The sequence below is a fragment of the Pseudovibrio denitrificans JCM 12308 genome (genome assembly GCF_001310815.1).
GTDB lineage: Bacteria > Pseudomonadota > Alphaproteobacteria > Rhizobiales > Stappiaceae > Pseudovibrio > Pseudovibrio denitrificans.
In genome coordinates this window covers 306,359-329,537 of record NZ_BAZK01000001.1, presented here as the reverse complement: position 1 = coordinate 329,537, position 23,179 = coordinate 306,359, and the positions used below count along the sequence as shown (strand labels likewise).

Annotated in this window: 14 protein-coding genes and 7 pseudogenes; 10 read left to right on the top strand and 11 right to left on the bottom strand. The window is 53.6% G+C overall.

What is annotated here, in order from left to right; all coding sequences use genetic code 11:
• Positions 1-62 precede the first annotated feature (62 nt).
• Positions 63-1,469, top strand: a complete 1,407-nt coding sequence (der, locus tag JCM12308_RS01315; protein WP_014285315.1) for a ribosome biogenesis GTPase Der — start codon at positions 63-65, stop codon at positions 1,467-1,469.
• A gap of 775 nt (positions 1,470-2,244) precedes the next feature.
• A pseudogene (locus tag JCM12308_RS32885) lies at positions 2,245-3,026 on the top strand (inositol monophosphatase family protein).
• A 186-nt stretch (positions 3,027-3,212) separates the two neighbouring features.
• On the opposite strand, the pseudogene JCM12308_RS01305 reads toward JCM12308_RS32885, so the two are convergent.
• The 9 genes and pseudogenes from JCM12308_RS01305 to rpsF all read right to left on the bottom strand — a co-directional run bounded on the left by JCM12308_RS01305 (position 3,213) and on the right by rpsF (position 12,184).
• Positions 3,213-3,958: pseudogene (locus JCM12308_RS01305) on the bottom strand (SDR family NAD(P)-dependent oxidoreductase).
• A gap of 5 nt (positions 3,959-3,963) precedes the next feature.
• The gene (purF, locus tag JCM12308_RS01300; RefSeq protein WP_008552038.1) at positions 3,964-5,457 is read right to left on the bottom strand and encodes an amidophosphoribosyltransferase; all 1,494 of its coding nucleotides are present in this window, start codon (positions 5,455-5,457) and stop codon (positions 3,964-3,966) included.
• A gap of 47 nt (positions 5,458-5,504) precedes the next feature.
• Positions 5,505-6,131, bottom strand: coding sequence for a CvpA family protein (locus JCM12308_RS01295; protein WP_014285319.1), 627 nt, complete (start codon positions 6,129-6,131; stop codon positions 5,505-5,507).
• A gap of 81 nt (positions 6,132-6,212) precedes the next feature.
• Positions 6,213-7,614 (bottom strand): annotated as a pseudogene (radA, locus tag JCM12308_RS01290) (DNA repair protein RadA).
• Between the two features lie 32 nt (positions 7,615-7,646).
• A pseudogene (gene alr, locus JCM12308_RS01285) lies at positions 7,647-8,797 on the bottom strand (alanine racemase).
• Between the two features lie 135 nt (positions 8,798-8,932).
• Positions 8,933-10,419 (bottom strand): annotated as a pseudogene (locus JCM12308_RS01280) (replicative DNA helicase).
• 335 nt (positions 10,420-10,754) lie between these two features.
• A complete protein-coding gene (gene rplI / locus JCM12308_RS01275) occupies positions 10,755-11,360 on the bottom strand; it encodes a 50S ribosomal protein L9 (protein ID WP_008551838.1) in 606 nt (201 codons plus the stop codon).
• A gap of 150 nt (positions 11,361-11,510) precedes the next feature.
• Positions 11,511-11,756: a 30S ribosomal protein S18 gene (rpsR, locus tag JCM12308_RS01270; protein WP_008552033.1), complete on the bottom strand. Its 246-nt coding sequence runs from the start codon at positions 11,754-11,756 to the stop codon at positions 11,511-11,513.
• Positions 11,757-11,758: 2 nt separating this feature from the next.
• The gene (gene rpsF / locus JCM12308_RS01265; RefSeq protein ID WP_164845245.1) at positions 11,759-12,184 is read right to left on the bottom strand and encodes a 30S ribosomal protein S6; all 426 of its coding nucleotides are present in this window, start codon (positions 12,182-12,184) and stop codon (positions 11,759-11,761) included.
• Positions 12,185-12,679: 495 nt separating this feature from the next.
• Between rpsF and fabD the strand changes: the two genes are divergently transcribed.
• The 8 genes and pseudogenes from fabD (at position 12,680) to JCM12308_RS01225 (ending at position 21,217) form a co-directional block, all read left to right on the top strand.
• The gene (gene fabD / locus JCM12308_RS01260) at positions 12,680-13,633 is read left to right on the top strand and encodes an ACP S-malonyltransferase (RefSeq protein ID WP_054782611.1); all 954 of its coding nucleotides are present in this window, start codon (positions 12,680-12,682) and stop codon (positions 13,631-13,633) included.
• Positions 13,634-13,748: 115 nt separating this feature from the next.
• On the top strand, positions 13,749-14,486 hold the full coding sequence (fabG, locus tag JCM12308_RS01255; RefSeq protein WP_008551880.1) for a 3-oxoacyl-[acyl-carrier-protein] reductase: 738 nt from the start codon (positions 13,749-13,751) through the stop codon (positions 14,484-14,486).
• A 274-nt stretch (positions 14,487-14,760) separates the two neighbouring features.
• The gene (locus JCM12308_RS01250) at positions 14,761-14,997 is read left to right on the top strand and encodes an acyl carrier protein (RefSeq protein ID WP_008551920.1); all 237 of its coding nucleotides are present in this window, start codon (positions 14,761-14,763) and stop codon (positions 14,995-14,997) included.
• 153 nt (positions 14,998-15,150) lie between these two features.
• Positions 15,151-16,416, top strand: coding sequence for a beta-ketoacyl-ACP synthase II (fabF, locus tag JCM12308_RS01245; RefSeq protein WP_041768465.1), 1,266 nt, complete (start codon positions 15,151-15,153; stop codon positions 16,414-16,416).
• A gap of 191 nt (positions 16,417-16,607) precedes the next feature.
• A complete protein-coding gene (gene mltG, locus JCM12308_RS01240) occupies positions 16,608-17,783 on the top strand; it encodes an endolytic transglycosylase MltG (protein WP_054782610.1) in 1,176 nt (391 codons plus the stop codon).
• Positions 17,784-18,003: 220 nt separating this feature from the next.
• Positions 18,004-18,893, top strand: a pseudogene (locus JCM12308_RS01235) (YicC/YloC family endoribonuclease).
• A 47-nt stretch (positions 18,894-18,940) separates the two neighbouring features.
• Entirely contained in the window at positions 18,941-19,633 is a 693-nt protein-coding gene (gene gmk, locus JCM12308_RS01230; RefSeq protein WP_008551826.1) for a guanylate kinase, read from the top strand.
• Between the two features lie 206 nt (positions 19,634-19,839).
• Positions 19,840-21,217 (top strand): annotated as a pseudogene (locus tag JCM12308_RS01225) (multicopper oxidase family protein).
• A gap of 86 nt (positions 21,218-21,303) precedes the next feature.
• On the opposite strand, the gene rsmA reads toward JCM12308_RS01225, so the two are convergent.
• Entirely contained in the window at positions 21,304-22,143 is an 840-nt protein-coding gene (rsmA, locus tag JCM12308_RS01220) for a 16S rRNA (adenine(1518)-N(6)/adenine(1519)-N(6))-dimethyltransferase RsmA (protein ID WP_054782609.1), read from the bottom strand.
• The gene (gene pdxA, locus JCM12308_RS01215; protein WP_014285329.1) at positions 22,143-23,159 is read right to left on the bottom strand and encodes a 4-hydroxythreonine-4-phosphate dehydrogenase PdxA; all 1,017 of its coding nucleotides are present in this window, start codon (positions 23,157-23,159) and stop codon (positions 22,143-22,145) included. The genes rsmA and pdxA overlap by 1 nt, the downstream gene beginning before the upstream one ends.
• Between the last annotated feature and the right edge of the window lie 20 nt (positions 23,160-23,179).

Genomic DNA, 23,179 nt, shown 5'->3' with positions numbered 1-23,179 from the left:
TGGAGCATGGTGTCAGATAACGCCATGCTCCAAGTGCTGTAGACCAGACGAGGAGTATTCGCGTGACTGCGACAGTCGCCATTATTGGCAGACCTAATGTTGGCAAGTCGACGCTCTTCAATCGCCTTGTAGGCAAGCGCCTCGCGCTTGTCGATGATACCCCAGGTGTGACCCGTGACCGTAGGTCCGGTGATGCGCGCTTGGGCGATCTGCGATTCAGGATCGTTGATACTGCCGGCTTGGAAGAAGCAGAGGCATCTAGCCTCGAAGGGCGTATGCGCGCTCAAACAGAAGAAGCAATCCGGGAAGCGGATGCATGCTTGTTCCTTATTGATGCACGCGCAGGCTTGATGCCGCTCGATGAACATTTTGCAAACCTGCTGCGCCGCAACAGCACTCCTGTGATCCTTTGTGCCAACAAGGCAGAAGGCAAGGCCGGTGATGTTGGGCTCTATGACGCGTTCACGCTTGGCTTTGGCGATCCGATCGCGCTGTCTGCTGAACACGGTGAAGGTCTCTCTGAGCTCTATGACATGCTGCGTCCAATCGTGGATGAAGCTGAAGAGCTGGAAGCCTCTCAGGAGTTCACCGAAGCGCGCACAGACGTTGACGTAGAAGACGAAGAGATCGATGAGCCAGTCGGTACGCGTGAGCGTCCGCTGCGCATGGCGATTGTTGGTCGTCCAAACGCAGGCAAATCCACTCTCATCAACCAGATGCTGGGTGAAGAGCGCCTGCTGACCGGCCCTGAGGCTGGCATCACCCGCGACAGTATCTCTGTTGAGTGGGAATGGCAGGACCATCACGTCAAAGTCTTCGACACCGCTGGTATCCGTAAGAAAGCACGTGTTCAAGAGAAGCTGGAAAAGCTCTCCGTTGCAGATGCTCTGCGCGCTGTGAAGTTTGCGGAAGTCGTTGTTGTCACACTTGATGCGACCATCTCCTTTGAGAAGCAGGATCTGCAGATCATCGATCTGTGTGCCCGCGAAGGTCGTGCGATCGTAATCGCGGTCAACAAGTGGGATCTGATCGAAGATCGTGAAGACGCCTGGGGCCACATCAAAGATTCTCAGGAACGTTATCTGAACCAGCTGCGCGGCGTTGAGATCGTCACCATGTCCGGTATCAACGGGCAGGGCCTTGATAAGCTCATGCAGGCCGTGTTCCGCGCCTATGAGATGTGGAACAAGCGCATTGGTACCTCCAGCCTCAACCGCTGGCTGGAAGGCGTTCTGATCCACCATCCGCCGCCAGCAGTGTCTGGTCGCCGTGTTCGTCTGCGTTTCATGACGCAGCCCAAAACACGTCCACCGCATTTCGTGGTGTTCAGCTCCAAACCGGATAATCTGCCGGAGAGCTACACCCGCTACCTTGTGAACGGTATTCGCGAGCGCTTTGACATCAAAGGCACGCCGGTTCGTCTGTCCTACAGAAAAGGCGAAAACCCGTACCACAAGAAGAGAAACTGATTTCAGTTTCCCATCAGTTTGAAAGGGCAGCACCACGCTGCCCTTTTTTATTTGCCTAAATCGTAGAGAGCCGGAAACTGTGACGGGGCAGGCCACTAGAGATTTTGCAGGTTCGGCTTTACTCAAAAACAGTCTCTTTCCCATGTGGGAGAATGAAACACCAAGAGCACCGTATGGCTTTCCATGCAGTGTTGAAGTCAGAAACCCCGAAGGCCGGGATGAGCAAGGCGAACAGGCAATGCCTGCGCATTTAGTAGGTAACAGTTTCTTCGGCATCAGCTACGCGCCTTGCCCGGGCGTTTTTGCAGGAGGCTAAGGCCAGGGGCCAGAAGACACTTGGAAGACTTAAGGCCGTTGGAAAGCCTCAGGTCTCAGTGCTGGCGCCCTCTGGTCTGGCCGGACATCCGCTATCCCTCAACACTATTGGTGAAAGGGGAACCTCCACGAACCTGCTGCGAAATACGTTACCTTCCGCAGTAGCCCCGCCCAGTTCACACCAGTCTGAGGGACGTTCCCCCAAACCACCCGATTGCATGAACATGAAACCTAGTATGAGACAGCTTTCGGGGAGGGGGATAAGTTTTACACCTCCATCACATGCCAATAAGATATCTCGCGCAAGCAAGGCGCTCTGTAGAAATCACAGCCCCACCTGTCACCCACTTGAAATTTTCTCTAGAAATATCAGCGAGCGCCGCTAAGAAGTTGCAATTCGTCCTGAATCTGCTTTTAATCGCGCTCGTTTCCAGCACTCCGTACTTTAAATAGGAATCTCATGTCACAAGACCGTTTTACGTTTGCCAACGCACTGGTTAAGCGCGCTGGCGCTTTTGCGCACGAATACTATACGCGTTTGGAAACTCTCAACATCGAGAGCAAAGGTCATCAGGACATGGTTTCTGAGGCTGATCGCGATACTGAAATACTGGTTAGAAATGCAATTGCTGAAGCATTTCCTGATGACACCATCGTGGGGGAAGAGGGCGATCCAAAGCAGGGCACCTCTGAATACACATGGATCATCGACCCGATCGATGGCACCGCAAACTTTGTCTCCAGCATCCCGCAGTGTGCGTGATCATTGCATGCGTGAAGAACGGCGAAAAGTACATTGGCGTAGTTTACGACCCATGTGCAGACGAACTGTTTGCTGCTGAAAAGGGTAAAGGCGCCACATTGAATGGCGTGCCAATCAGCGTGTCCAAAAGCGCATCCCTGTCCAACGGCTCTCTTGGCCTTGGCTTCAGCGCGCGCGGTCGCAATCAGGCTGTAAAAGACACTGTGAACATGCTGCTTGATGAAGGTGGCATCTTCTTCCGCAATGGATCTGGCGGTCTGATGCTGTCCTATGCCGCTTCTGGCCGTCTCATCGGTTACATCGAAGAGCACATGAACTCATGGGACTGTATGGCAGGCATGCTGCTCGTGGAAGAAGCTGGCGGCATCTGTCAGGAGATCAACGTTCAGGATGCTATCATGAACGGCTGTAAGGTCGTCACTGCGGGTCCGGACGTGTTCAATCAGGTCAAGGCCCTCACAGACAAAAGCTTCATCTGATAGGCGTTTAGAGCGCGTTCCGTTTGATTGGATTCAATCAAACGACAAGAATTCGCTCAAAGTAAAGATGTTAGAGCGTGATGCGTGAATGTGAGTGAGCGCAACATGCTCTAAAGCTCATATCAAGACGCAATAAAAAAGCCCCGGCAATGACCGGGGCTTTTCGTTTCCTGAAACAGGAATGGATTAGCTTGTCAGCTGCACAAAGTCGCGCAGTTCCTTGCTTGGGAAATCGTAGAGACGACCGTTCTCTTCATTTTCAGGCAGGCAGAAACGAACGATGTCCTCGGAGATCTCAGAAGGATGCGGCAGTGTGTTTGGATCTTCACCCGGCATAGCTTCGCACGCATACCAGTGCGCATCGGGCCTGGGTTGATCAGCATAGACTTCACGTTGGTCTTGCGTGTCTCGTTCACATACGTGCGTACAAGAGCCTCCAGAGCCGCTTTGGACATGGAGTATGGTCCCCAATAGGCACGGCACTTGTGTGGCGCTCCTGAGGTCAGGAAGACCGTACGGCCCGCATCGGACTGACGCAGAAGCGGATCGAGAGAGCGGATCAGACGCCAGTTGGCAGTCACATTGATCTGCATCACTTCATCGAACTTCTTCGGAGCCACGTGACCCAGCGGAGAAGTTGGACCAAGAATACCTGCGTTGCCGACCAGAATGTCGAGCTTTTTCCAGCGTTCAAAGATCGCAGCGCCCAGACGGTCAATCGCATCAAAGTCTGTCAGGTCAAGCGGAACAAGGGTAGCAGAGCTGCCCAACTGCTGGATTTCATCATCCAGTTCTTCAAGGCCACCAACGGTGCGGGCAACAGCAATAATGTGCGCACCTTCTTCAGCAAGCTTTTTTGCAGCAAAATAGCCAATGCCACGGGATGCACCCGTGACAACAGCAACACGACCTTCAAGTCTTTTCGAACTCATTGAACTTAACCAGTTTCTACAAGGCGAGGAGCCTGACGTGTGTCTACATCGTCAGACAGATCTGTAAGCGGGGTTGGATAGTCCCCGGTAAAGCAGTGATCAGTGAACTGCGGGTTCTCGTTATCGCGGCCATTCTCATGACCCATCGCACGGTAGACGCCATCAATGCTCAGGAAGGCAAGAGTATCAGCGCCAATGTAGTTGCGCATACCTTCCAGATCATACTTGGCAGCCAGCAGCTTTTCGCGCACTGGCGTATCGATACCGTAGTAATCGGAGAACTTGATTGGAGGTGAGGCCAGACGGAAGTGAACTTCCTTCGCGCCAGCATCTCTGATCATCTGCACGATTTTCAGGCTGGTTGTTCCGCGCACAAGGCTGTCATCCACCAGCACCACACGCTTGCCTTCTATCTGCGCTCTGTTGGCAGAGTGCTTCAGCTTCACACCAAGCGTACGAATTTGCTGTGTCGGCTCAATAAAGGTACGGCCAACATAGTGGTTGCGGATAATGCCCAGCTCAAATGGAACACCGCTTTCAGCTGCAAAGCCAAGTGCAGCCGGAACACCGGAATCAGGAACCGGAACAATCACGTCCGCTTCAACAGCGCTTTCCTGTGCCAGCACACGGCCAAAACGCTTGCGAACGTCATAAACGGAATGACCATTCAGAACACTGTCTGGACGGGAGAAGTAGATGTACTCGAAGATGTCCGGACGGGCAGGGCGCTTGCCAAACGGGAAGTAGCTTTCAATGCCACCCGGAGTGCAAACAACAACCTCACCGTTTTCAACTTCACGAATGAACTTCGCGCCAATGATGTCCAGCGCGCAGGTTTCACTTGCAAAGATCGGAGCACCGTTCAGATCACCCAGAACCAGAGGACGAATGCCATAAGGATCACGCGCACCAATCAGCTTTTTGCGGGTCAGCGCCACAAGAGAGTAAGCACCTTCCATCTGGCTGATCGCCTCGATGAAACGGTCTACGATCTTCTTCTCGCGCGAACGGGCAACCAGCTGCAGAACCACCTCACTGTCAGAAGTGGACTGACAGATCGCGCCATCTCTGATCAGCTGGCGGCGCAAGGTCAGCGCGTTAGTGAAGTTGCCGTTGTGACAGATCGCAATTCCACCACCGTCAAGCTCAGCAAACAGTGGCTGAACGTTCCGCAGCGCCGCTTCACCTGTGGTGGAGTAGCGTACGTGACCGATCGCGTAAGGACCCTTCAGATTGTCAATGGTCTCTTGCTGGGTGAAGTGATCTCCCACAAGGCCCATATGGCGTTCTGAGCGGAACTGATCGCCATCAAATGTCACAATGCCCGCTGCTTCCTGTCCGCGGTGCTGAAGCGCATGAAGCCCCAGAGCGGTCAGTGCTGCTGCATCGTCATGTCCAAGAATGCCAAAAACACCGCATTCTTCGTGCAGGGTATCGCCGTCAAAATCTGCTCTCAACTCTCTCAAGTCGGCAGAATTGTTTGATACACCACTGCTCATGGCATCACTCCTTGGTTCTTCCTTAGGCCAATTCTCAAAATATCAGCTTAGTTCCGGCCATCGCCAGAGGCCGTCAGCTGGTCCAGTCCGCGCCGCTCACTTGGGGAGTAGCGGGCTTCTTCATCACTGGACGCTCCGTTCGCAGAGCCGGTTGAACCGCCCTGTTTACGGATCTGATCCATAATAGCACGCTCAGGATCTTCCGGCAGCGCCGCCACAAGGCTTTGGCCGCTGGTCACCAGCAGGTGACGGGATTTTGCATCCATGATCCAGTTTGGCTGGCGTGGTTCTGGTACAAACCAGTTAAAGAACAGCAGCGCAACAACAACAAGCAGAAAGCCGCGGGCAGCGCCAAATACAAAACCGAGCGTACGGTCGAGCGCGCCAATCCGGCTGTCCAGCACGAAGTCTGAAATGCGCATGGTGATGTAGCTCACCACAATCAATGTCACGAGGAAAACAGCACCTGCTGCGATCGCAGTTGCAAGTGTGTCATTGGCGACGTGTTGCAGCACAAATGGTTTCAGACTTCCGTAGAATAAATAGGCGGCGACTGCTGCTGCGACCCAGGATGCTATGGAGAGCACCTCACGAACGAACCCGCGAATCATCGCAAGAACGCCAGAGATCAGCATGATAACCAGTAGAATTCCGTCTAAGAGTGTGATCGGCATCTGTCGACACATGTCCCTTGTTTGACTGGCAGGCAAACCAACAAAAATGCCTGCCGGTTAAAATCAGCCTAGGTTAAACCCTTAAGCGTTTTCCATTTTCTGCGCACTGGCGGCAATATTTGCTACCAGATCTCCAAGCTCCTCAAGTCCTTTGACATGACCGAGAGCGTTGGAGCCTTCCTTCATATTCCCGTCAGGGATTACCGCCTGACCAAATCCAAGCTTCTGCGCCTCCTTCAATCGGGAAGCAGCCTGGGCCACTGGTCGAACTGCACCAGACAGACTGATTTCGCCGAAATAGACGCATTCGAGGGGAAGAGCAACCCCACTAAGCGATGAGATTAAAGCTGCCGCAACGGCGAGGTCAGCTCCTGGCTCATTAATTCTTAGGCCACCAGCAACGTTCAGATAAACGTCATGCTGAGCGAACTTAACACCGCAGCGCGCTTCAAGCACGGCCAAAATCATGGAGAGGCGCGCGCTGTCCCACCCGATCACCGCCCGGCGCGGTGTGCCAAGCGGAGAAGGGGCCACAAGCGCTTGCATTTCCACCAGCAATGGCCGCGTACCTTCTATACCGGCAAACACGGCTGAACCTGGAGCAGTTGCGCTACGTTCACTCAGGAACATAGCACTGGGATTCTTTACTTCCCGTAGCCCCATATCAGACATCTCAAAGACGCCGATTTCATCCGTCGGACCAAAGCGGTTCTTCACCGCTCGCAAAATGCGGTACTGGTGAGCGTTGTCGCCCTCAAAGTAGAGCACCGCATCAACCATGTGCTCCACCACGCGCGGACCTGCAATCTGACCATCCTTGGTCACATGGCCAACAATCACAACGGTAGTACCGGTCTTCTTGGCAAAGCGCACCAGCGCCTGAGCAGAAGCGCGAACCTGTGTCACTGTTCCCGGAGGAGAATCGGCCATTTCGGTCCAGAGGGTCTGGATACTGTCGATGATCACAAGGTGAGGGCGCTCGTCCCCCTTCTTGTCTTCCAGCGTTGTCAGAATGTCTTCAACGCTTGTCTCTGCAGCCAGCTGAACTGGCGCATCGCGAAGTCCAAGGCGTTCAGCACGTAGCCGCACCTGATCCACCGCTTCCTCGCCAGAGATGTAAACGATGTTGTGTCCCTGAAACGCCAGATGCGCACTGGCCTGAGTGAGAAGTGGATTTACCGATTCCAGGATCGCCGCCAACAAGCAGAGCGGAACCTTTAACAAAACCGCCGCCAGTGACGCGGTCCAGCTCGGCCACACCGGTGATGATACGGGGAGCCTCTTTGGTCTCTCCAGACAATCCAACCAGCGGAACAACGCGTCCTTTGGAGCGGGAAGCCGTTTTAGGGCCAGCTCCAATGCCACCGGCCTGCTGTTCTTCCTGAATTGTGTTCCATTCGCCACAAGATTCGCAGCGGCCTGCCCATTTAAGTGTGGTTGCCCCACAGGACTGACAGACAAATGAAAGGGAGCGTTTCGCCATATCGAATTCAGGTTCCTGCCAGTGTTCTCTCGCTAGCGTTTATAGTGGCGTGTATAGCGTGCTCCAAGGCTACACAGCAATTCATATGGGATGGTTTGCGCAAATTCTGCCAGTTCATCCACGTTTACATGCGCCCCCATAATCTCAACAGGGCCCCGCGTGACAGATGCTCCTCAGGGATGTCCGTCACATCAACTGCAATCATGTCCATGGAGACGCGGCCAAAGATTGGCGCAAAGTGCCCACCAATGTAAACCCGCGCACCATTGGGCTGATCATCAGAGCTTCCAACCAGCCGGTGCAGACCATCCGCATATCCGGCATTTATGGTTGCAATCCGGCTTTTTCGCGGTGTTACGCGGGAAGCCCCATAACCCACAGGATCACCATGTGGAACCTCGCGCAAACTGATGATCTCTGCCTGCACATGGGCCACCGGAAGCATCGGGTTGGTCTCGTCCGGTACCGGATTACCTCCATAAAGCGCAATGCCTGGGCGAACCATGTCGAAATGATAGTCGTCACCCAGGAAGATGCCGGCTGAGTTGCTCAAAGACTTTCGCGCTTCTGGGAACAACTCGCACACGCGCTGGAAGCGATTGAGCTGCTTTTCATTGAGCCCATGATCCGGCGTATCTGCACAGGCCAGATGGCTCATGACCAGATCAATCCGGATGCCTTTCAGAAGATGAGCCGACTCACCAATCTGCAGGGCATCACCAATGGACATGCCCAGCCGGTGCATCCCAGTGTCGAAGTGAAGCGCAGCTGGCAACTCCTCTTGCAGGCTTTGTGCAAAGGAGGACCATTCAGCAACTTCTTCAAGGCTGTTGAGCACGGGTTTCAGATCAAAATCGTAATAGAACTTCTCGCGATCACGGAACAAACCGTTGAGCACGTAGATTTCGGCGTGCGGCAGTTCTTTGCGCAGCTCAATGCCTTCTTCAGGAAGAGCAACGAAAAAGACGCGGGCACCGGCGTGATAAAGTGTTTTACCAACTTCAGCCGCACCTGTTCCGTAGCCATTGGCTTTCAGAACCACTGCGCAGGTACAACCGTCTCCGACCTTGCCGTTCAAATAGCACCAGTTGGAGCGTAGAGCAGTAAGGTCAATGGTTAGTTTTGCAGCGCCGCCAGCAGAAACTGCAGGGCGGTCAGATGTAGGAGCGGCAGAATGTGTCACGCGAATGCCTTCAGATTCTTTGAATGCCCAGTAACCTACAAAAAATCAGAGCAATAAAAAAGCAAGACCCGGAGCACTGCACAACTGATGCGCGTAACTCCGGGTCAATCGCTAACTCAGTAGGATGATCCTGCCTTACTCCATAATTCTGTCAGGAATATGGGCGTCATCTGCCAGATCAGAGAAGCGGGTGAACTCACCCTGGAACTGCAGATCCACAATACCGGTCGGACCGTGACGCTGCTTGGCGATGATCACTTCCGCCTTGCCGCGCAACTGTTCCATCTTGGCGTTCCACTCTTCGTACTCAGGCGTACCTTCAGGCGGTTCCTTTTTGCCCATGTAGTACTCTTCGCGATACACGAACATGATCACATCCGCATCCTGCTCGATCGAACCGGATTCACGAAGGTCAGACATCTGAGGACGTTTATCATCACGGTTTTCAACCTGACGGGAGAGCTGGGAGAGGGCGATAATCGGAACATTGAGTTCCTTCGCCAACGCCTTAAGACCCGTGGTGATTTCTGTGATTTCCTGAACGCGGTTGCCCTGGTTCTTGGAAGAACCTGTCAGAAGCTGGATATAGTCCACCACGATCATGTCCAGACCCTTTTGTCTCTTCAGGCGGCGTGCCTTGGAGACGAGGGAAGCGATGGAGATACCACCGGTCTGGTCCACGTGCAGTGGAACGTGCTGCATATGCTGAGTCGCAGCCACGAGCTTCTCGAATTCAATCTCGTTGATGTCGCCGCGGCGAATCTTGGAAGAAGAAATTTCGGTCTGCTCGGAGATAATACGAGTCGCCAGCTGTTCGGCGCTCATCTCCAAAGAGAAGAAGCCAACAACGCCGCCATTTACAGTCCGTACAGTGCCATCGGGCATCTCTTCGGTCTGATAATTCTCGGCAATGTTATAAGCGATGTTCGTAACCAGCGATGTCTTACCCATCGCAGGACGACCAGCCAGTACGATCAAATCTGAAGACTGCAAGCCACCCATGAGCTTGTCCAGATCGCGCAAGCCCGTGGAAACACCGGAAAGCGCACCTTCACGCTGGAACGCAGCCGCCGCCATCTCGATGGTTTCAGTCAGCGCGCTGCCAAAGTCCTGAAAACCGCCGTCAGAACGACCGGTTTCCGCCAGTTCAAACAGACGACGCTCTGCATCATCAATCTGAGAGGAAGGTGGCATGTCGATCGGCGCGTCATAAGCGATGTTCACCATGTCTTCGCCAATGGTGATCAGGTTACGGCGAGTCGCCAGATCATAAATGGTCTTGCCGTAGTCTTCCGCGTTGATCACGGAAGTCGCATCACCAGCAAGACGCAGCAGATACTGAGTTGCAGACAGGTCTGCGATCTTCTCATCTGCCGGGAAAAACGTTTTGAGCGTAATAGCGAGGCAATCTTGCCAGCCTTAATAAGTGCCCCGCACTTGTCGTAGATATCCTTGTGGGGTGCCAGGAAAAAATGCCGAGCTTCCAGGAACTCCGAGACACGATAATAGGTCTCGTTGTTCACCATGATGGCGCCAAGAAGCTGACGCTCCGCTTCGGCGTTATGTGGGACCACACGCATGGTCTCACTAGCCTTTTCTAATTTTTGGACTGTGCCCTTCATTCCGCCCCTCGTGCCGCTTGGCACCCTGAGTACAGCCATTCGTTGAACAGGAAAAGAGGCTCTGAACACCTTAAGCCAGTTCTTTAACAAAATTAAATCAGCGGGGAAAATTGCAGGTTGCCAATTGACAGTCGACACTCTCCAAACGCGAGAAAAGCTTAGATTTTTTGTTTAAAATCAGCTGTATTCAGGGATTTTCGCCCCAACTACAATTATTAACAAACTCTTTTTTGAGGAACAGAATCAGAGGAGTTTTTGCCGATTCTGTCAGGTGTAAGGCATCAAAAAAGGCGGAGTCAGAGACCCCGCCTTTTTCATAGAGGAATGAAGAAAAATTATTCTTCAGTTTCTTCTTCTTCGCCTTCACCAGCTTCTTCAGAAGCTGCTTCTTCGCCTTCTTCGAGATCTTCATCTTCATCAAGATCTTCATCGAATTCAAAAGCGTCGTCGTCCTGTACGGTGAGGTCTTCACCTGCTGCCTGACGCTCAGCTTCGTCTTCAGAACGAGCAACGTTAACAGAGATTTCAACTTCAACTTCAGGGTGAAGAACGATGGATACTTCGTGCAGACCAATGGTCTTGATTGGCGCGCGCAGGGAAACCTGGGAGCGAACAACGGTGAAGCCTGCTTCGGTCAGCTGACCTGCGATGTCGCGGGTCGCAACAGAACCGTAGAGCTGACCGGTTTCGCCAGCAGCGCGGATAACAACGATGCTTTCGCCAGCCAGCTTTGCGCCAACTGCTTCTGCTTCGGTCTTGCGCTCAAGGTTACGAGCTTCCAGCTGAGCGCGTTCGTTTTCGAAACGCTCAAGGTTTGCTTTGTTAGCGCGCAGAGCTTTTGCCTGTGGCAGAAGGTAGTTACGAGCGTAACCGTCTTTAACAGTTACAGTGTCGCCCATCTGGCCAAGTTTAGCCACACGCTCAAGAAGGATAACTTTCATGGAATTTCTCCTTTGCTGTCCTGCGGAAAGAGTGTTCCGCAGTTAGAGAGAGGCGTCGCGATCGCGATCAGTCTCTCAACCGTGATTCCGGACTGGCCGAAATCATGAAAAAGGTCAGGATGCAAAGCACCCTGACCCAATAATCAAGACTTACTTGATTACGAAAGGCAGCAGGCCGAGGAAACGAGCGCGTTTGATGGCACGAGCCAGCTCACGCTGTTTCTTTGCAGACACTGCGGTAATACGGGAAGGAACGATCTTGCCGCGCTCAGAGATGTAGCGCTGCAGAAGACGGATGTCCTTGTAGTCAATCTTCGGAGCGTTTGCACCGGAGAATGGGCAGGTCTTACGACGACGGAAGAATGGACGACGTCCTGCGGATGAAGATTCAGCCATTTTCAATTACTCCGCTGCAGGTGCTTCAGGGCGACGATCTGGGCGAGGACACGATCTGGACGTGGGCCACGATCATTACGATCGCCACGACGACGATCATCGCGATCACGCTTCTGCATCATAGCGGACTGTTCTTCGTCCAGCTCTTCTACGCGAATGGTCATGAAGCGAAGGATGTCTTCGTTCAGGCCCTGCTGACGTTCCATCTCAGCAACAGCCGCGTGAGGTGCATCTACGTTCATCAGAATGTAGTGAGCCTTGCGGTTCTTGTTGATGCGGTAGGTCAGGGTGCGCAGACCCCAGGATTCGATCTTGCCGACTTTGCCGCCGTTTTCTTCGAGAACAGTTTTGAACTGCTCAACGAGGGCTTCAACCTGCTGGGTAGAAATGTCCTGGCGTGCCAGGAACACGTGCTCATAGAGCGCCATGTGATTGCCTTTCTGAGTTTAACAATCCCGGTATCGGCGCAAAGCCCCTTCGAATGGCCCTCAGAAAAAGGCCGCAAGAAGATGTTTCACAAGAGCGGAGACACGGGAAGCCGGAAATCCTTCGATTCCTACAGTCCTTATAAGGGCTGCCTTCCTTTAAGCCTCCGGCCAAATACCGGAAACGAGAGGGGCTTTATAGCCAATCCCCTGTAAAAGACAAGTCCTGTCGGGGAAAAATGCCTTTTTTCCAGATGCAGCCTTGACATTGCGCTTGCAAGACGCTCATGTCGCCCCGATGAATACGCAGGCAACCAAGGTTTCCCCTAGGTTTCTTGAAGGTGCAGGCAGCTGACCCATAGGGCATCTGGACTGCTACTTATTTTGGCGGCGGTCATAATTTGCACGTATTTGCTGAATTTATAGCCGCCCCATCTTGGAATACAAAGTGGGACACCCACATTTGACGCAATTGGAATGCGACGGAGCTATTTATAAATGACTATTGCATTTACATTTCCCGGACAGGGTAGCCAGACGGTTGGAATGGGTAAGGAACTTGCCGACACGTTCCCGGAAGCGCGCGCTGTATTTGAGGAAGTTGATGCAGCTCTCGGTCAGTCTCTGACCAAGATCATGTGGGAAGGTCCGGCAGACGAGCTGACCCTCACTGCAAACACCCAGCCAGCTCTGATGGCTGTCAGCCTCGCCACCATGCGTGTGCTTGAGGCAAAAGGTGTTGACCTGTCCAAAGCTGCAAGCTTCGTTGCTGGTCACTCTCTTGGTGAATACTCTGCACTGGCAGCAGCTGGCTCCCTGAGCATCGCTGACGCTGCCCGCCTGCTGCGCATCCGTGGTGATGCAATGCAGAAGGCCGTGCCAGTAGGCGAGGGCGCAATGGCAGCTCTCCTTGGTCTGGACTTCGATCAAGCCATGGAAGTGGCGCAGGAAGCTGCGCAAAGCGAAGTTTGTCAGGCAGCTAACGACAACGCAACCGGTCAGGTTGTTGTGTCCGGCCACAAGGCAGCTGTAGAGCGCGCCTGTGAAATCGCAAAAGGCAAAGGCGCACGCCGCGCTGTTCTTCTTCCTGTATCCGCACCATTCCATTGCTCCCTGATGCAGCCTGCAGCAGACGCAATGGCAAAGGCGCTGGCTGAAGTAGAAATCAAAGCACCAGCAGTTCCGCTCGTTGCAAACGTTCTGGCAGCTCCAATCACCGATCCGGAAGAAATCCGCACCCGTCTGGTTGAACAGGTCACAGGTACCGTGCGCTGGCGCGAATCTGTAAGCTGGATGGCAGACAACGGTGTGACCACTCTGGTTGAGATTGGCACCGGCAAAGTGCTGACCGGCATGGTGCGCCGCATCGTGAAGTCTCTGGAAGGTGTTGCAGTTAACACAGCAGAAGACATTGATGCACTCGTTGCGCGTCTTGAAGGCGCTGAGAGCTAATACACAGATTTTGAAGGCTCATAGGCGCCGCATTTTGCCGCGCGTATAGACGGAACCCATAGTTCCTCCCTATGAGCTTTCTTTAAACGGATTTAAAGCCGAGGAGACCAACGGCATGTTCAATTTAGAAGGTAAAAGCGCACTTGTAACCGGCGCAACCGGTGGCATTGGTGAAGCGATTGCACGCGCACTTCACGCGCAGGGCGCAACTGTGACCCTGTCCGGTACCCGCGAAGCAAAGCTGGAAGCGCTGGCATCTGATCTGGGCGATCGCGTTCACATCAAGGCAGCAAACCTGTCTGACCGCGAGAGCGTAGACGCGCTTGTTCCAGCTGCTGAAGAAATGATGGGCGGCCTCGACATCCTCGTGAACAACGCAGGCATCACCCGCGACAACATCTTCATGCGCATGAAGGATGAAGAGTGGGATCAGGTTCTTGAAGTGAACCTTTCCGCGACTTTCCGTATCTGCCGCGCAGCAATCAAAGGCATGATGAAGCGTCGTCAGGGCCGCATTATCGGTATCACATCTGTTGTTGGCGTCACCGGCAACGCAGGTCAGGTGAACTACTCCGCAGCAAAGGCTGGCATGATCGGCATGTCCAAGTCTTTGGCGCAGGAAGTGGCTTCCCGTAAGATCACCGTAAACACAATTGCTCCAGGTTTCATCTCTACTGCGATGACCGACGAGCTGAACGAAAAGCAGCGCGAATCGATCCTGGGCAACGTTCCAGCGGGTCGTTTGGGCACTGCTGATGAAATCGCAGGTGCAGCTGTTTATCTCGCAAGTGATGAAGCAGCGTACGTTACCGGTCAGACACTGCACGTGAATGGCGGTATGGCGATGATTTAACGAAGAAATACGCAGCCGGTCCGTCCCTTGTACAAATGGGGCAATCACTACTGGCGGCTGGTAAACCAGTGCTAATTGTGCTAGGAACCCGCCGATTAGAAGTGACCTCTTGGAAAGAGGAACGGAAAAGCTGCGGTTTTCTTTGGAAGCGGCTTAACATATAGGCCGTTGCGTCTTTTCAAAAGAACCAGAGTGTGCAACACGGGTGCCGAGTGAAATAAGGCCCCGCGAAGCGGACCGAAACACTACCTTGAAAACCAATTGAGGACTTAAAATGAGCAATGTTGCAGAACAGGTAAAGAAGATCGTTGTCGAGCACCTCGGCGTAGAGGCTGACAAGGTCGTCGAATCTGCAAGCTTCATCGACGATCTGGGCGCAGACAGCCTGGACACTGTTGAACTGGTAATGGCTTTCGAAGAAGCATTCGGCGTTGAAATTCCAGACGATGCTGCTGAAACCATTCAGTCTGTTGGCGATGCTGTAAAGTTCATCGAATCCAAGCAGGGCTAATCCTGTTTAAAAAGCTAGGCACGCGGTGGGTCATTAGCGCTCGCCGCGCCTGTTTTCTTTTAAGCTGCATGCCCGTCGCAGCGAGAGACACTTTGTTCTCCCAAAAGCGACAGATGAGGCTGGCAGCGCCATTCTAATTAAAGTGCAGGAAATATGCGTCGAGTCGTTATCACAGGCATTGGCATGGTCAGCCCGCTTGGCAACGGGGCTGAAGTTTCATGGCAGCGGATTCTTGAAGGCAAAAGCGGTGCAGGTCGCATCGAAAACTTCGAGACCGAAGATCTTCAAACCAAGATTGCTTGTCAGGTCCCGCGCGGTGATGGCACCGATGGCACATTCAATCCAGATGACTACATGGCTCCGAAAGAGCAGCGCAAGGTAGACCCATTCATCGTCTATGCGATTGCAGCTGCCGATCAGGCCATTGAAGATGCAGACTGGAAGCCTGAAACCGAAGAAGACAAGTGCCGCACTGGTACGCTCATCGGTTCTGGTATTGGCGGCCTTCAGGGGATCGCTGACACAGCTCTTATGATGGAACAAAAAGGCCCGCGCCGCGTAAGCCCGTTCTTTATCCCAGGTCGTCTGATCAACCTGGCAAGCGGCTACGTTTCCATCAAACACGGCCTTAAAGGTCCAAACCACTCTGTTGTAACAGCTTGCTCCACCGGTGCTCACGCAATCGGTGATGCTGCACGCCTTGTTGCATTTGGTGACGCGGATGTGATGGTTGCAGGTGGTGCAGAAGGCACTGTTTGCCGCATCGGCATCGCAGGCTTCAACGCCTGTAAAGCTCTGTCCACCGGCTACAACGATGAGCCTGAAAAAGGTTCCCGTCCATACGACAAAGACCGTGACGGCTTTGTGATGGGTGAGGGCGCAGGTATCGTTGTTCTGGAAGAATACGAGCACGCAAAAGCACGTGGTGCAAAAATCTACGCTGAAGTTGTTGGCTACGGTCTGTCCGGCGATGCATACCACATCACTGCTCCGGCATCCGATGGTGACGGCGGCTACCGCTGCATGGAAGCTGCATTGAAGCGTGCTGGCATCTCTCTCGGTGATGTTGATTACGTCAACGCACACGGCACCTCCACCCCACTGGGTGATGAGATTGAGCTGGGTGCTGTTGAGCGTCTTGCAGGTGAAGATGCTGGTTCTCTGACCATGTCTTCCACAAAATCTGCAATCGGCCACCTGCTCGGTGCAGCTGGTGCAGTGGAAGCGATCTTCACCGCTTTGGCGATCCGTGATCAGATTGCTCCACCAACCATCAACCTTGATAATCCATCAGTTGAAACTAAGATCGACTTGGTCCCTAATAAAGCCAAGAAGATGGAGATTAACTACGCTCTGTCTAACTCATTTGGCTTTGGCGGCACAAACGCGTCTCTGGTTCTCAAAAAAGTCGAAGCATAAATCGCTTTTTTGATAATGGAAAAAAGGGCCAGACTCCGTACGGCGGAATCTGCCTTTTATATTGCGGCTCCCGAATGGGTTAGGCTCTGTAATGAGTATTTAAAGTGTATCGCCGAAAACAGGGCATGTTCTCGGTTTTAGGTACGCTAATGATGGAGCGCTTGTTTTGCGCTCCCATATAGAGGGTTAATATGGCTCAATCGCCTGAAGACAACTCAAATGGGCCTCAGGATCAGTCTGATCTTCATATTCAGCCGGGTGGTCCGTCTGCACCGCGCAGTCCAAGTCGCGCCATTCAGCCGGAAGCTGCGCCACCACCTCCACCGCGCTCACGTCACGCGCGTAATCCTATCGTCATCACCATCAACTTTCTGCTCTCCATGGCAGTCCTCGGCATCATCGTTGCCGGTGCTGCGCTGTATTGGGGCAAGGGCGAGTTTGATGCCGCTGGTCCGCTGACAGAAGAAAAACTCTTCATTGTCGCGAGCGGAATGAGCCTGCCGCAGATTGCTGGCAAGCTGGAAGAAGAAGGCGTCATCACCAATTCTCTCGTATTTGAAGCGGGCACACGCCTGTTCAAGAACGAAAACAAGATCAAGGCAGGCGAATACGCATTCCCGGCAGGGATCTCCATGAAGACTGTCATGGAAGACCTTGTTGGTGGCCGTGCTGTGTACCATTCCGTGACTTTTCCGGAAGGCTGGAGCAGCGCTCAGATCATCAATCGCCTGAATGCCAACAAAATCCTGACCGGCGAAATCTCTGCAATCCCTGCAGAAGGCTCTCTGCTGCCGGAAACCTACACCTTCACACGTGGCACCACGAAGGCGCGTATCATCGAGCAGATGGAAAAGTCCATGGATGAGCACATCGCCCGCATCTGGGAGAAGCGCTCTCAGGGTCTGCCGATCGATACACCGGAAGAGCTCGTGATCCTTGCGTCCATCGTGGAGAAAGAAACCTCCAAGGTGGATGAGCACCCACGCGTTGCTTCTGTCTTCGTCAACCGTTTGCGCAAAGGCATGCCGCTGCAGTCCGATCCGACAATCCTCTACGGCTTGTTTGGTGGTGACGCATGGACAAAAGACCGCTCCGCGATCACCCGTTCCATGCTGAAGGAAAAGAACCCGTACAACACCTACCAGATCAAGGCACTGCCTCCGGGACCAATTGGCAACCCGAGTGTGGCTGCTCTGGAAGCGGTCGCAAACCCGGCCCGTACGAAGGATCTTTACTTCGTTGCGGATGGAACTGGCGGTCACGCATTCGCTGAAACCTACAAACAGCACCAGCGCAATGTCGCCAACTGGCGCAAGGTCGAAAAAGAGATCCGCGCAAAGCAGGCCGCAGAAAAGAAAAACAACTGATCTGCACGCCTTGCAGGACGAAAACAAGAAAAGCCTGCCCAGGAATGACACCGGGCAGGCTTTTTGCTAGAGCGTATCGCTAAGCAATTTTTGGATACGCGTTGGGGCAGGAACGACATAGCTCATGGGAACCTTCAGTCCGATGAGTATGCTTTGCTCCGACACAGATTGATTTTGAGCATCACCAAAACGGGTAATGCTCGCAAAAGGAGTTTCAGGGATGGCACTGGCTAGCATGACCGGCTTTGCCCGCGTGGAAAGCAGCTACGAAGAGACACGTTGGGTGTGGGAGCTTCGTTCCGTTAACGGCAAAGGGTTTGATGCACGCCTGCGTCTGCCTCAGGGGCTGGATGGCGTTGAAGCAGAAGTTCGCAAACGCCTTGCTGCCAAACTGAAACGCGGCAACGTCTCTGTAGGCCTGCAAATGCAGCGCTCCCAGTCCGACACCGCTCTGGTCGTCAATGAAGAGGCTCTGGAGCAAGTGCTCAAAGCCATCTCCATCCTGCGTGATCGCCTCCCGGATGCACCAGAACCAACTCTCGACGGTATCCTTGGTTACAAGGGTGTTCTGGAGTTTGAAGAGGCGGAAGAAAGCGAAGAAGAGAAAAACGCTCAGATCGCAGCGCTCCTGTCTTCCTTCGATGAGGCTCTGAATGAACTGGTGGATATGCGCCGCAGTGAAGGTAGCGCCATTGCAACGCTGCTGAAGGGCCAGATTGACACCATCGACGCGCTCACCAAGCAAGCTGAAACTCTGCCATCCCGCAGCCCAGAAGCCATCCGCGCCCGCCTTGAAGTGCAGGTTCAGGAACTTATTGAGGCAAGCAGCCAGCTGGACCCGCAGCGGCTCCATCAGGAAGCAGCGATCCTTGCCACCAAGCTGACATCCGCGAAGAGCTGGACCGCCTCTATGCCCACGTAGAAGCCGTTGGCGAGCTGCTCGTAAAGGGTGGTGCTATTGGGCGTCGCCTCGACTTCCTGGCACAGGAATTTAACCGCGAAGCAAACACCCTCTGCTCAAAATCCAACAGTGTGGAACTGACCGCAATTGGACTGGAGCTGAAGACCGTGATCGATCAGCTTCGTGAGCAGACACAGAACATCGAATAAGACGCAGACGCTGTAAACGCAGATAAGCAAAAGAAGACAATCTGGAAATGACCTCAGAAAACGCAAGCGGAACAACCGTATCAGCTCAAGACATCGAAGATGTGCGCCGCGGCTTCATGCTGGTGCTGGCAGCACCATCTGGAGCAGGCAAGGGCACCATCGCAAATCGTCTGCTGGCTGACGATGACAAGCTGGCTCTGTCCGTGTCTGCAACCACCCGTCAACGCCGCGCGGCTGAAGAACATGGCGTTCACTACTACTTCCTCGAAACCGACGAGTTTGAGCGCAAGATCAAAGCCAATGAGCTGCTTGAGTGGGCCAAGGTACACGACAACTACTACGGCACACCACGTGAGCCAGTGGATGCCAGCCTGAATGCGGGCAAGGACATCCTGTTCGATATCGATATCGCAGGCGTTCGCCAGCTGCAGGATCAGGCTGGAGAAGACGTGGTCGCAATCTTCGTGCTGCCGCCATCCATTGCTGAAATGCACGCACGCCTGTCTGGCCGTGGTGATGACGACGATGCTGCCATCAAGCGCCGTATGAAGACCGCTATTGATGAAGTCTCTGGCTGGCAGGAGTTTGATTACATCATCGTCAATGATGATCTGGATAAGGCCGTTGAAACTGTTCAGGCAATCATCACCACAGAACGCCTGAAACGCATTCGCTTGCCAAAACTTTCCGGTAAAATGGAAGGCATGATTGCCGATCTGAAGACTGCCACAGCGGAATAAATAGACAAGAAAACTGCAAAATCCTGTAAATTCAGAGCGTTGACGCAGTTTCGTGATTCAAACTATCAGCTACTTGAATCAATTTGTGAGCCAGATACAAGCAGGGCATCATTTGCAGGAAGCAGATGCCCTGTAAACAGCAGCCGTCGTGAATAGCCATTGACCAGCCAAGTACAGAGACGGGCTGAACTTGAGGACAAAGAGCGATGATCACACGACGTCAGGCGCTGAAAGGCGCCTTGTTTGGCGGTGCTGCCGTGGCCGGTGGCTTGGCAGGAGCGTCCAGTCTCTGGCTGTACCAAAACGCCATGACATGATTGCCCGTAACATCGACCATCAGTTGATGAAGGATGCACCTGCCACAAAGCGCATGTTCACCTTCGGCGATGCCATGCCACCAACCCTGCGCGTTAAACAGGGTCAACCGTTCCATAGCCGTCTCATCAATAAGCTGGAAGAACCAACCACCATCCATTGGCACGGCATGCGCCTGCCTAACGATATGGACGGCGTTGCGTTCCTGACCCAACACTACGTCTATACCGACGACCACTTCGATTATCGCTTCACGCCGCATGATGCAGGAACGTTCTGGTATCACCCGCACTGCAACTCTCTGGAGCAGCTCTCCTACGGCATGACCGGTCTGATGATCGTGGAAGAAGACGAAGATCCGGGCTTCGATCACGACATCCCGGTGAACCTGCGCGATTTCCGCCTTGGCAGTGACGGCCAGTTCGTCAAACTGTTCCAGCCGCGCAAATCAGCGCGGGCAGGGACCTTCGGCACTCTGCGCACCTCCAACTGGCAATCTGCCCCTGTGATGGATGTTAAAGCCGGTTCTCTGGTCCGCCTGCGCCTGTGCGTGACCGATGTGACCCGCATCTACAAGCTATCCTTCCCACAAGGCACCGACGCCAAAGTCATTGCTATGGATGGCAACCCCGTAGAACCATTCGCAGTCAACAAGCTTGCACTGGGACCGGGCCAGCGCGCGGATATCGCAATGCGCATTCCTGATGGGGAAGGTGAGCAAATTGAGCTCACCAACTACTCTTCATCCTCGCCGTGGTCAGTCCTGTCTCTGCGTGCCATTGGCCAGTCCCTGAACCGAGATCTACGCGAGATCAAGCCACTGCCAGCCAACCCGATCCCTCAGCCGGATCTGAAGAACGCCGAGTACATCCCGCTGGAATTCTCAGCCACAGCTGAGAAGCGCCCCGCAAACCCAATCTGCGGCAGTCTGGGCTTCTCATTCTGGGCCGTGAATAAAAGAGCATGGCAAGGAGCTGAACGTGGACCGCTGGACCCGGTGGACGTGCTGAAGCGCGATAAGTCCTACGTGTTCGAGTTCATCAATCGAACCCCGCACACGCACCCGATCCACATCCACGGCATGACGTTCCAGCTCCTAAAGAGCAATAAACGCCAACTCGCCCCCTGGTGGACCGACACCGCACTCGTACTCCCCGACGAACGCGTCCAGGTCGCTGTACGCCCCGACTACGAAGCGACTGGCTCATGCACTGCCACATCATAGAACACCAAGAAAGCGGCATGACCGCCTTCATGCGCGTGGAATAAACCATCGCTGCAGACCTAACAAAAAAGCCCTGAGACCGAACACAGTCTCTGGGCTTTTCATTTGTCTCTATGAGAGTTCGAACGCTCTAATCTTTATCAAACGCATGAGCCAAAGCAACGAAGCCGGATACGTCGATTTCCTCGGCACGGGCCGTTGGTTTCAGGCCGGCTGCTTCAATGCGAGCTTCTGCATCTGGTTTCAGGCCTTTTAAGCTGGCTCTGAGCATCTTGCGGCGCTGGCCAAAGGCGTGAGCAGTCACGCGCTCCAACGCTTTCAACGGGCAATCCAGAGGCTTTTCACGTGGGTGTAGCTGCACGACAGCAGAAGTCACTTTCGGCGGAGGTGTAAAGGCTTTTGGGTTCAGATCAAACAGAATGTCCGTATGACACCGCCAGTTGGCAAGAACGCCTAGGCGTCCGTAAGCTTTGTCACCTGTCTGAGCTACAATACGCTGTCCGACCTCCTTCTGGAACATCAGCGTCAAAGAGCTCCAAAATGGCGGCCATTCTTCCGTTGTCAGCCATCCCAGAAGCAGCTGGGTACCAACATTGTATGGAAGGTTCGCAATGATCTTGATAGGACCATCTGCAAGCTCCGCTGGATTGTACTTGAGCGCATCACCCTCAATCACTTCCAACTTGCCGTTATAGTACTCTGAAATCTGAGCAAGGGCAGGTAGACAGCGAGTATCCTTCTCAATCGCAATAACCTTCTTCGCACCTGCTGCTAGCAGCGCACGGGTGAGGCCACCTGGACCTGGGCCGACTTCAATGACGGTACAGTCACTCAGGTCTCCGGCACTGCGGGCAATGCGCGAAGTCAGATTAAGGTCGAGAAGGAAGTTCTGACCAAGAGATTTTCGGGCATCGAGCCCATGCTCTGCAATCACCTCGCGCAGAGGTGGCAGATCATCAATTTGTGCCATTAAACGAGCTCAGGTTGTGCGAGGGCTGCTGCAAGTCGCAGAGAAGCCATCAAACTGTTTGGAGAGGCCTTGTCGGTGCCTGCAATGGAAAATGCAGTGCCGTGATCTGGTGATGTGCGCACATAGGGGAGGCCAAGCGTCACATTCACAGCTTCATCAAAGGCGAGAGTTTTAACAGGGATAAGCGCCTGATCATGATACATGGCCACCGCCACGTCATAGGTATCCAGCGCTTCACTATGGAACATAGTATCAGCAGGCAACGGACCGCGTGCATCAATGCCCTCACTGCGCAATTGGGCTATGGCTGGAGAAATCGTCTCAATCTCTTCGGTGCCCATGGAGCCGCCTTCACCTGCATGAGGGTTCAGACCTGCAATCGCAATACGTGGTGAGGTAATGCCAAATCGTTCAACCATATCCTTGTTGATGGCGCGGCATCGATCCACGATCAGTTCCTTTGTCACCAGCTTAGGGACTTCAACAAAGGGAACATGAATGGTCAGCGGCACGGCCATTAACTCAGGACCGGCAAGCAACATGATCGGCTCAACATCCTTGTCCCAATATGTCTTCGCCAGATCACCCAGAAACTCTGTGTGTCCAGGATGGTGAAAGCCACCATCATAAAGGATCTTCTTGGAAATCGGGTTTGTGACGACTGCAGATGCGCGTCCTTCTTTCACATGACGGACCGCAGTTTCAATGGACTCGATCACAAGTGCGGCGTTTGTTCCGGAAGGGGCTCCAGGAGTAACCTGGACAGGGCCGGAGAGAGGAACCACTGGAAGGGCTTCATCAAAGCAGTCACAAGCAGCTTCGGGCTCAACAACTTTGATCGGAATTTTAAAGCCGAGATGCTTCGCGCGGGCTTTTAAAAGCTCAGGATCGCATAAAACGTAAAATGGCTGAACATCTCGTTCAAAGCGCATTTTCCAGGTTTTTAGCGTAATATCAGGGCCAATACCTGCAGGCTCGCCCATTGTCAGGGCGAGCGCCAATTTCACTCTGCGCATGATTTAAAAACATCTCCTGC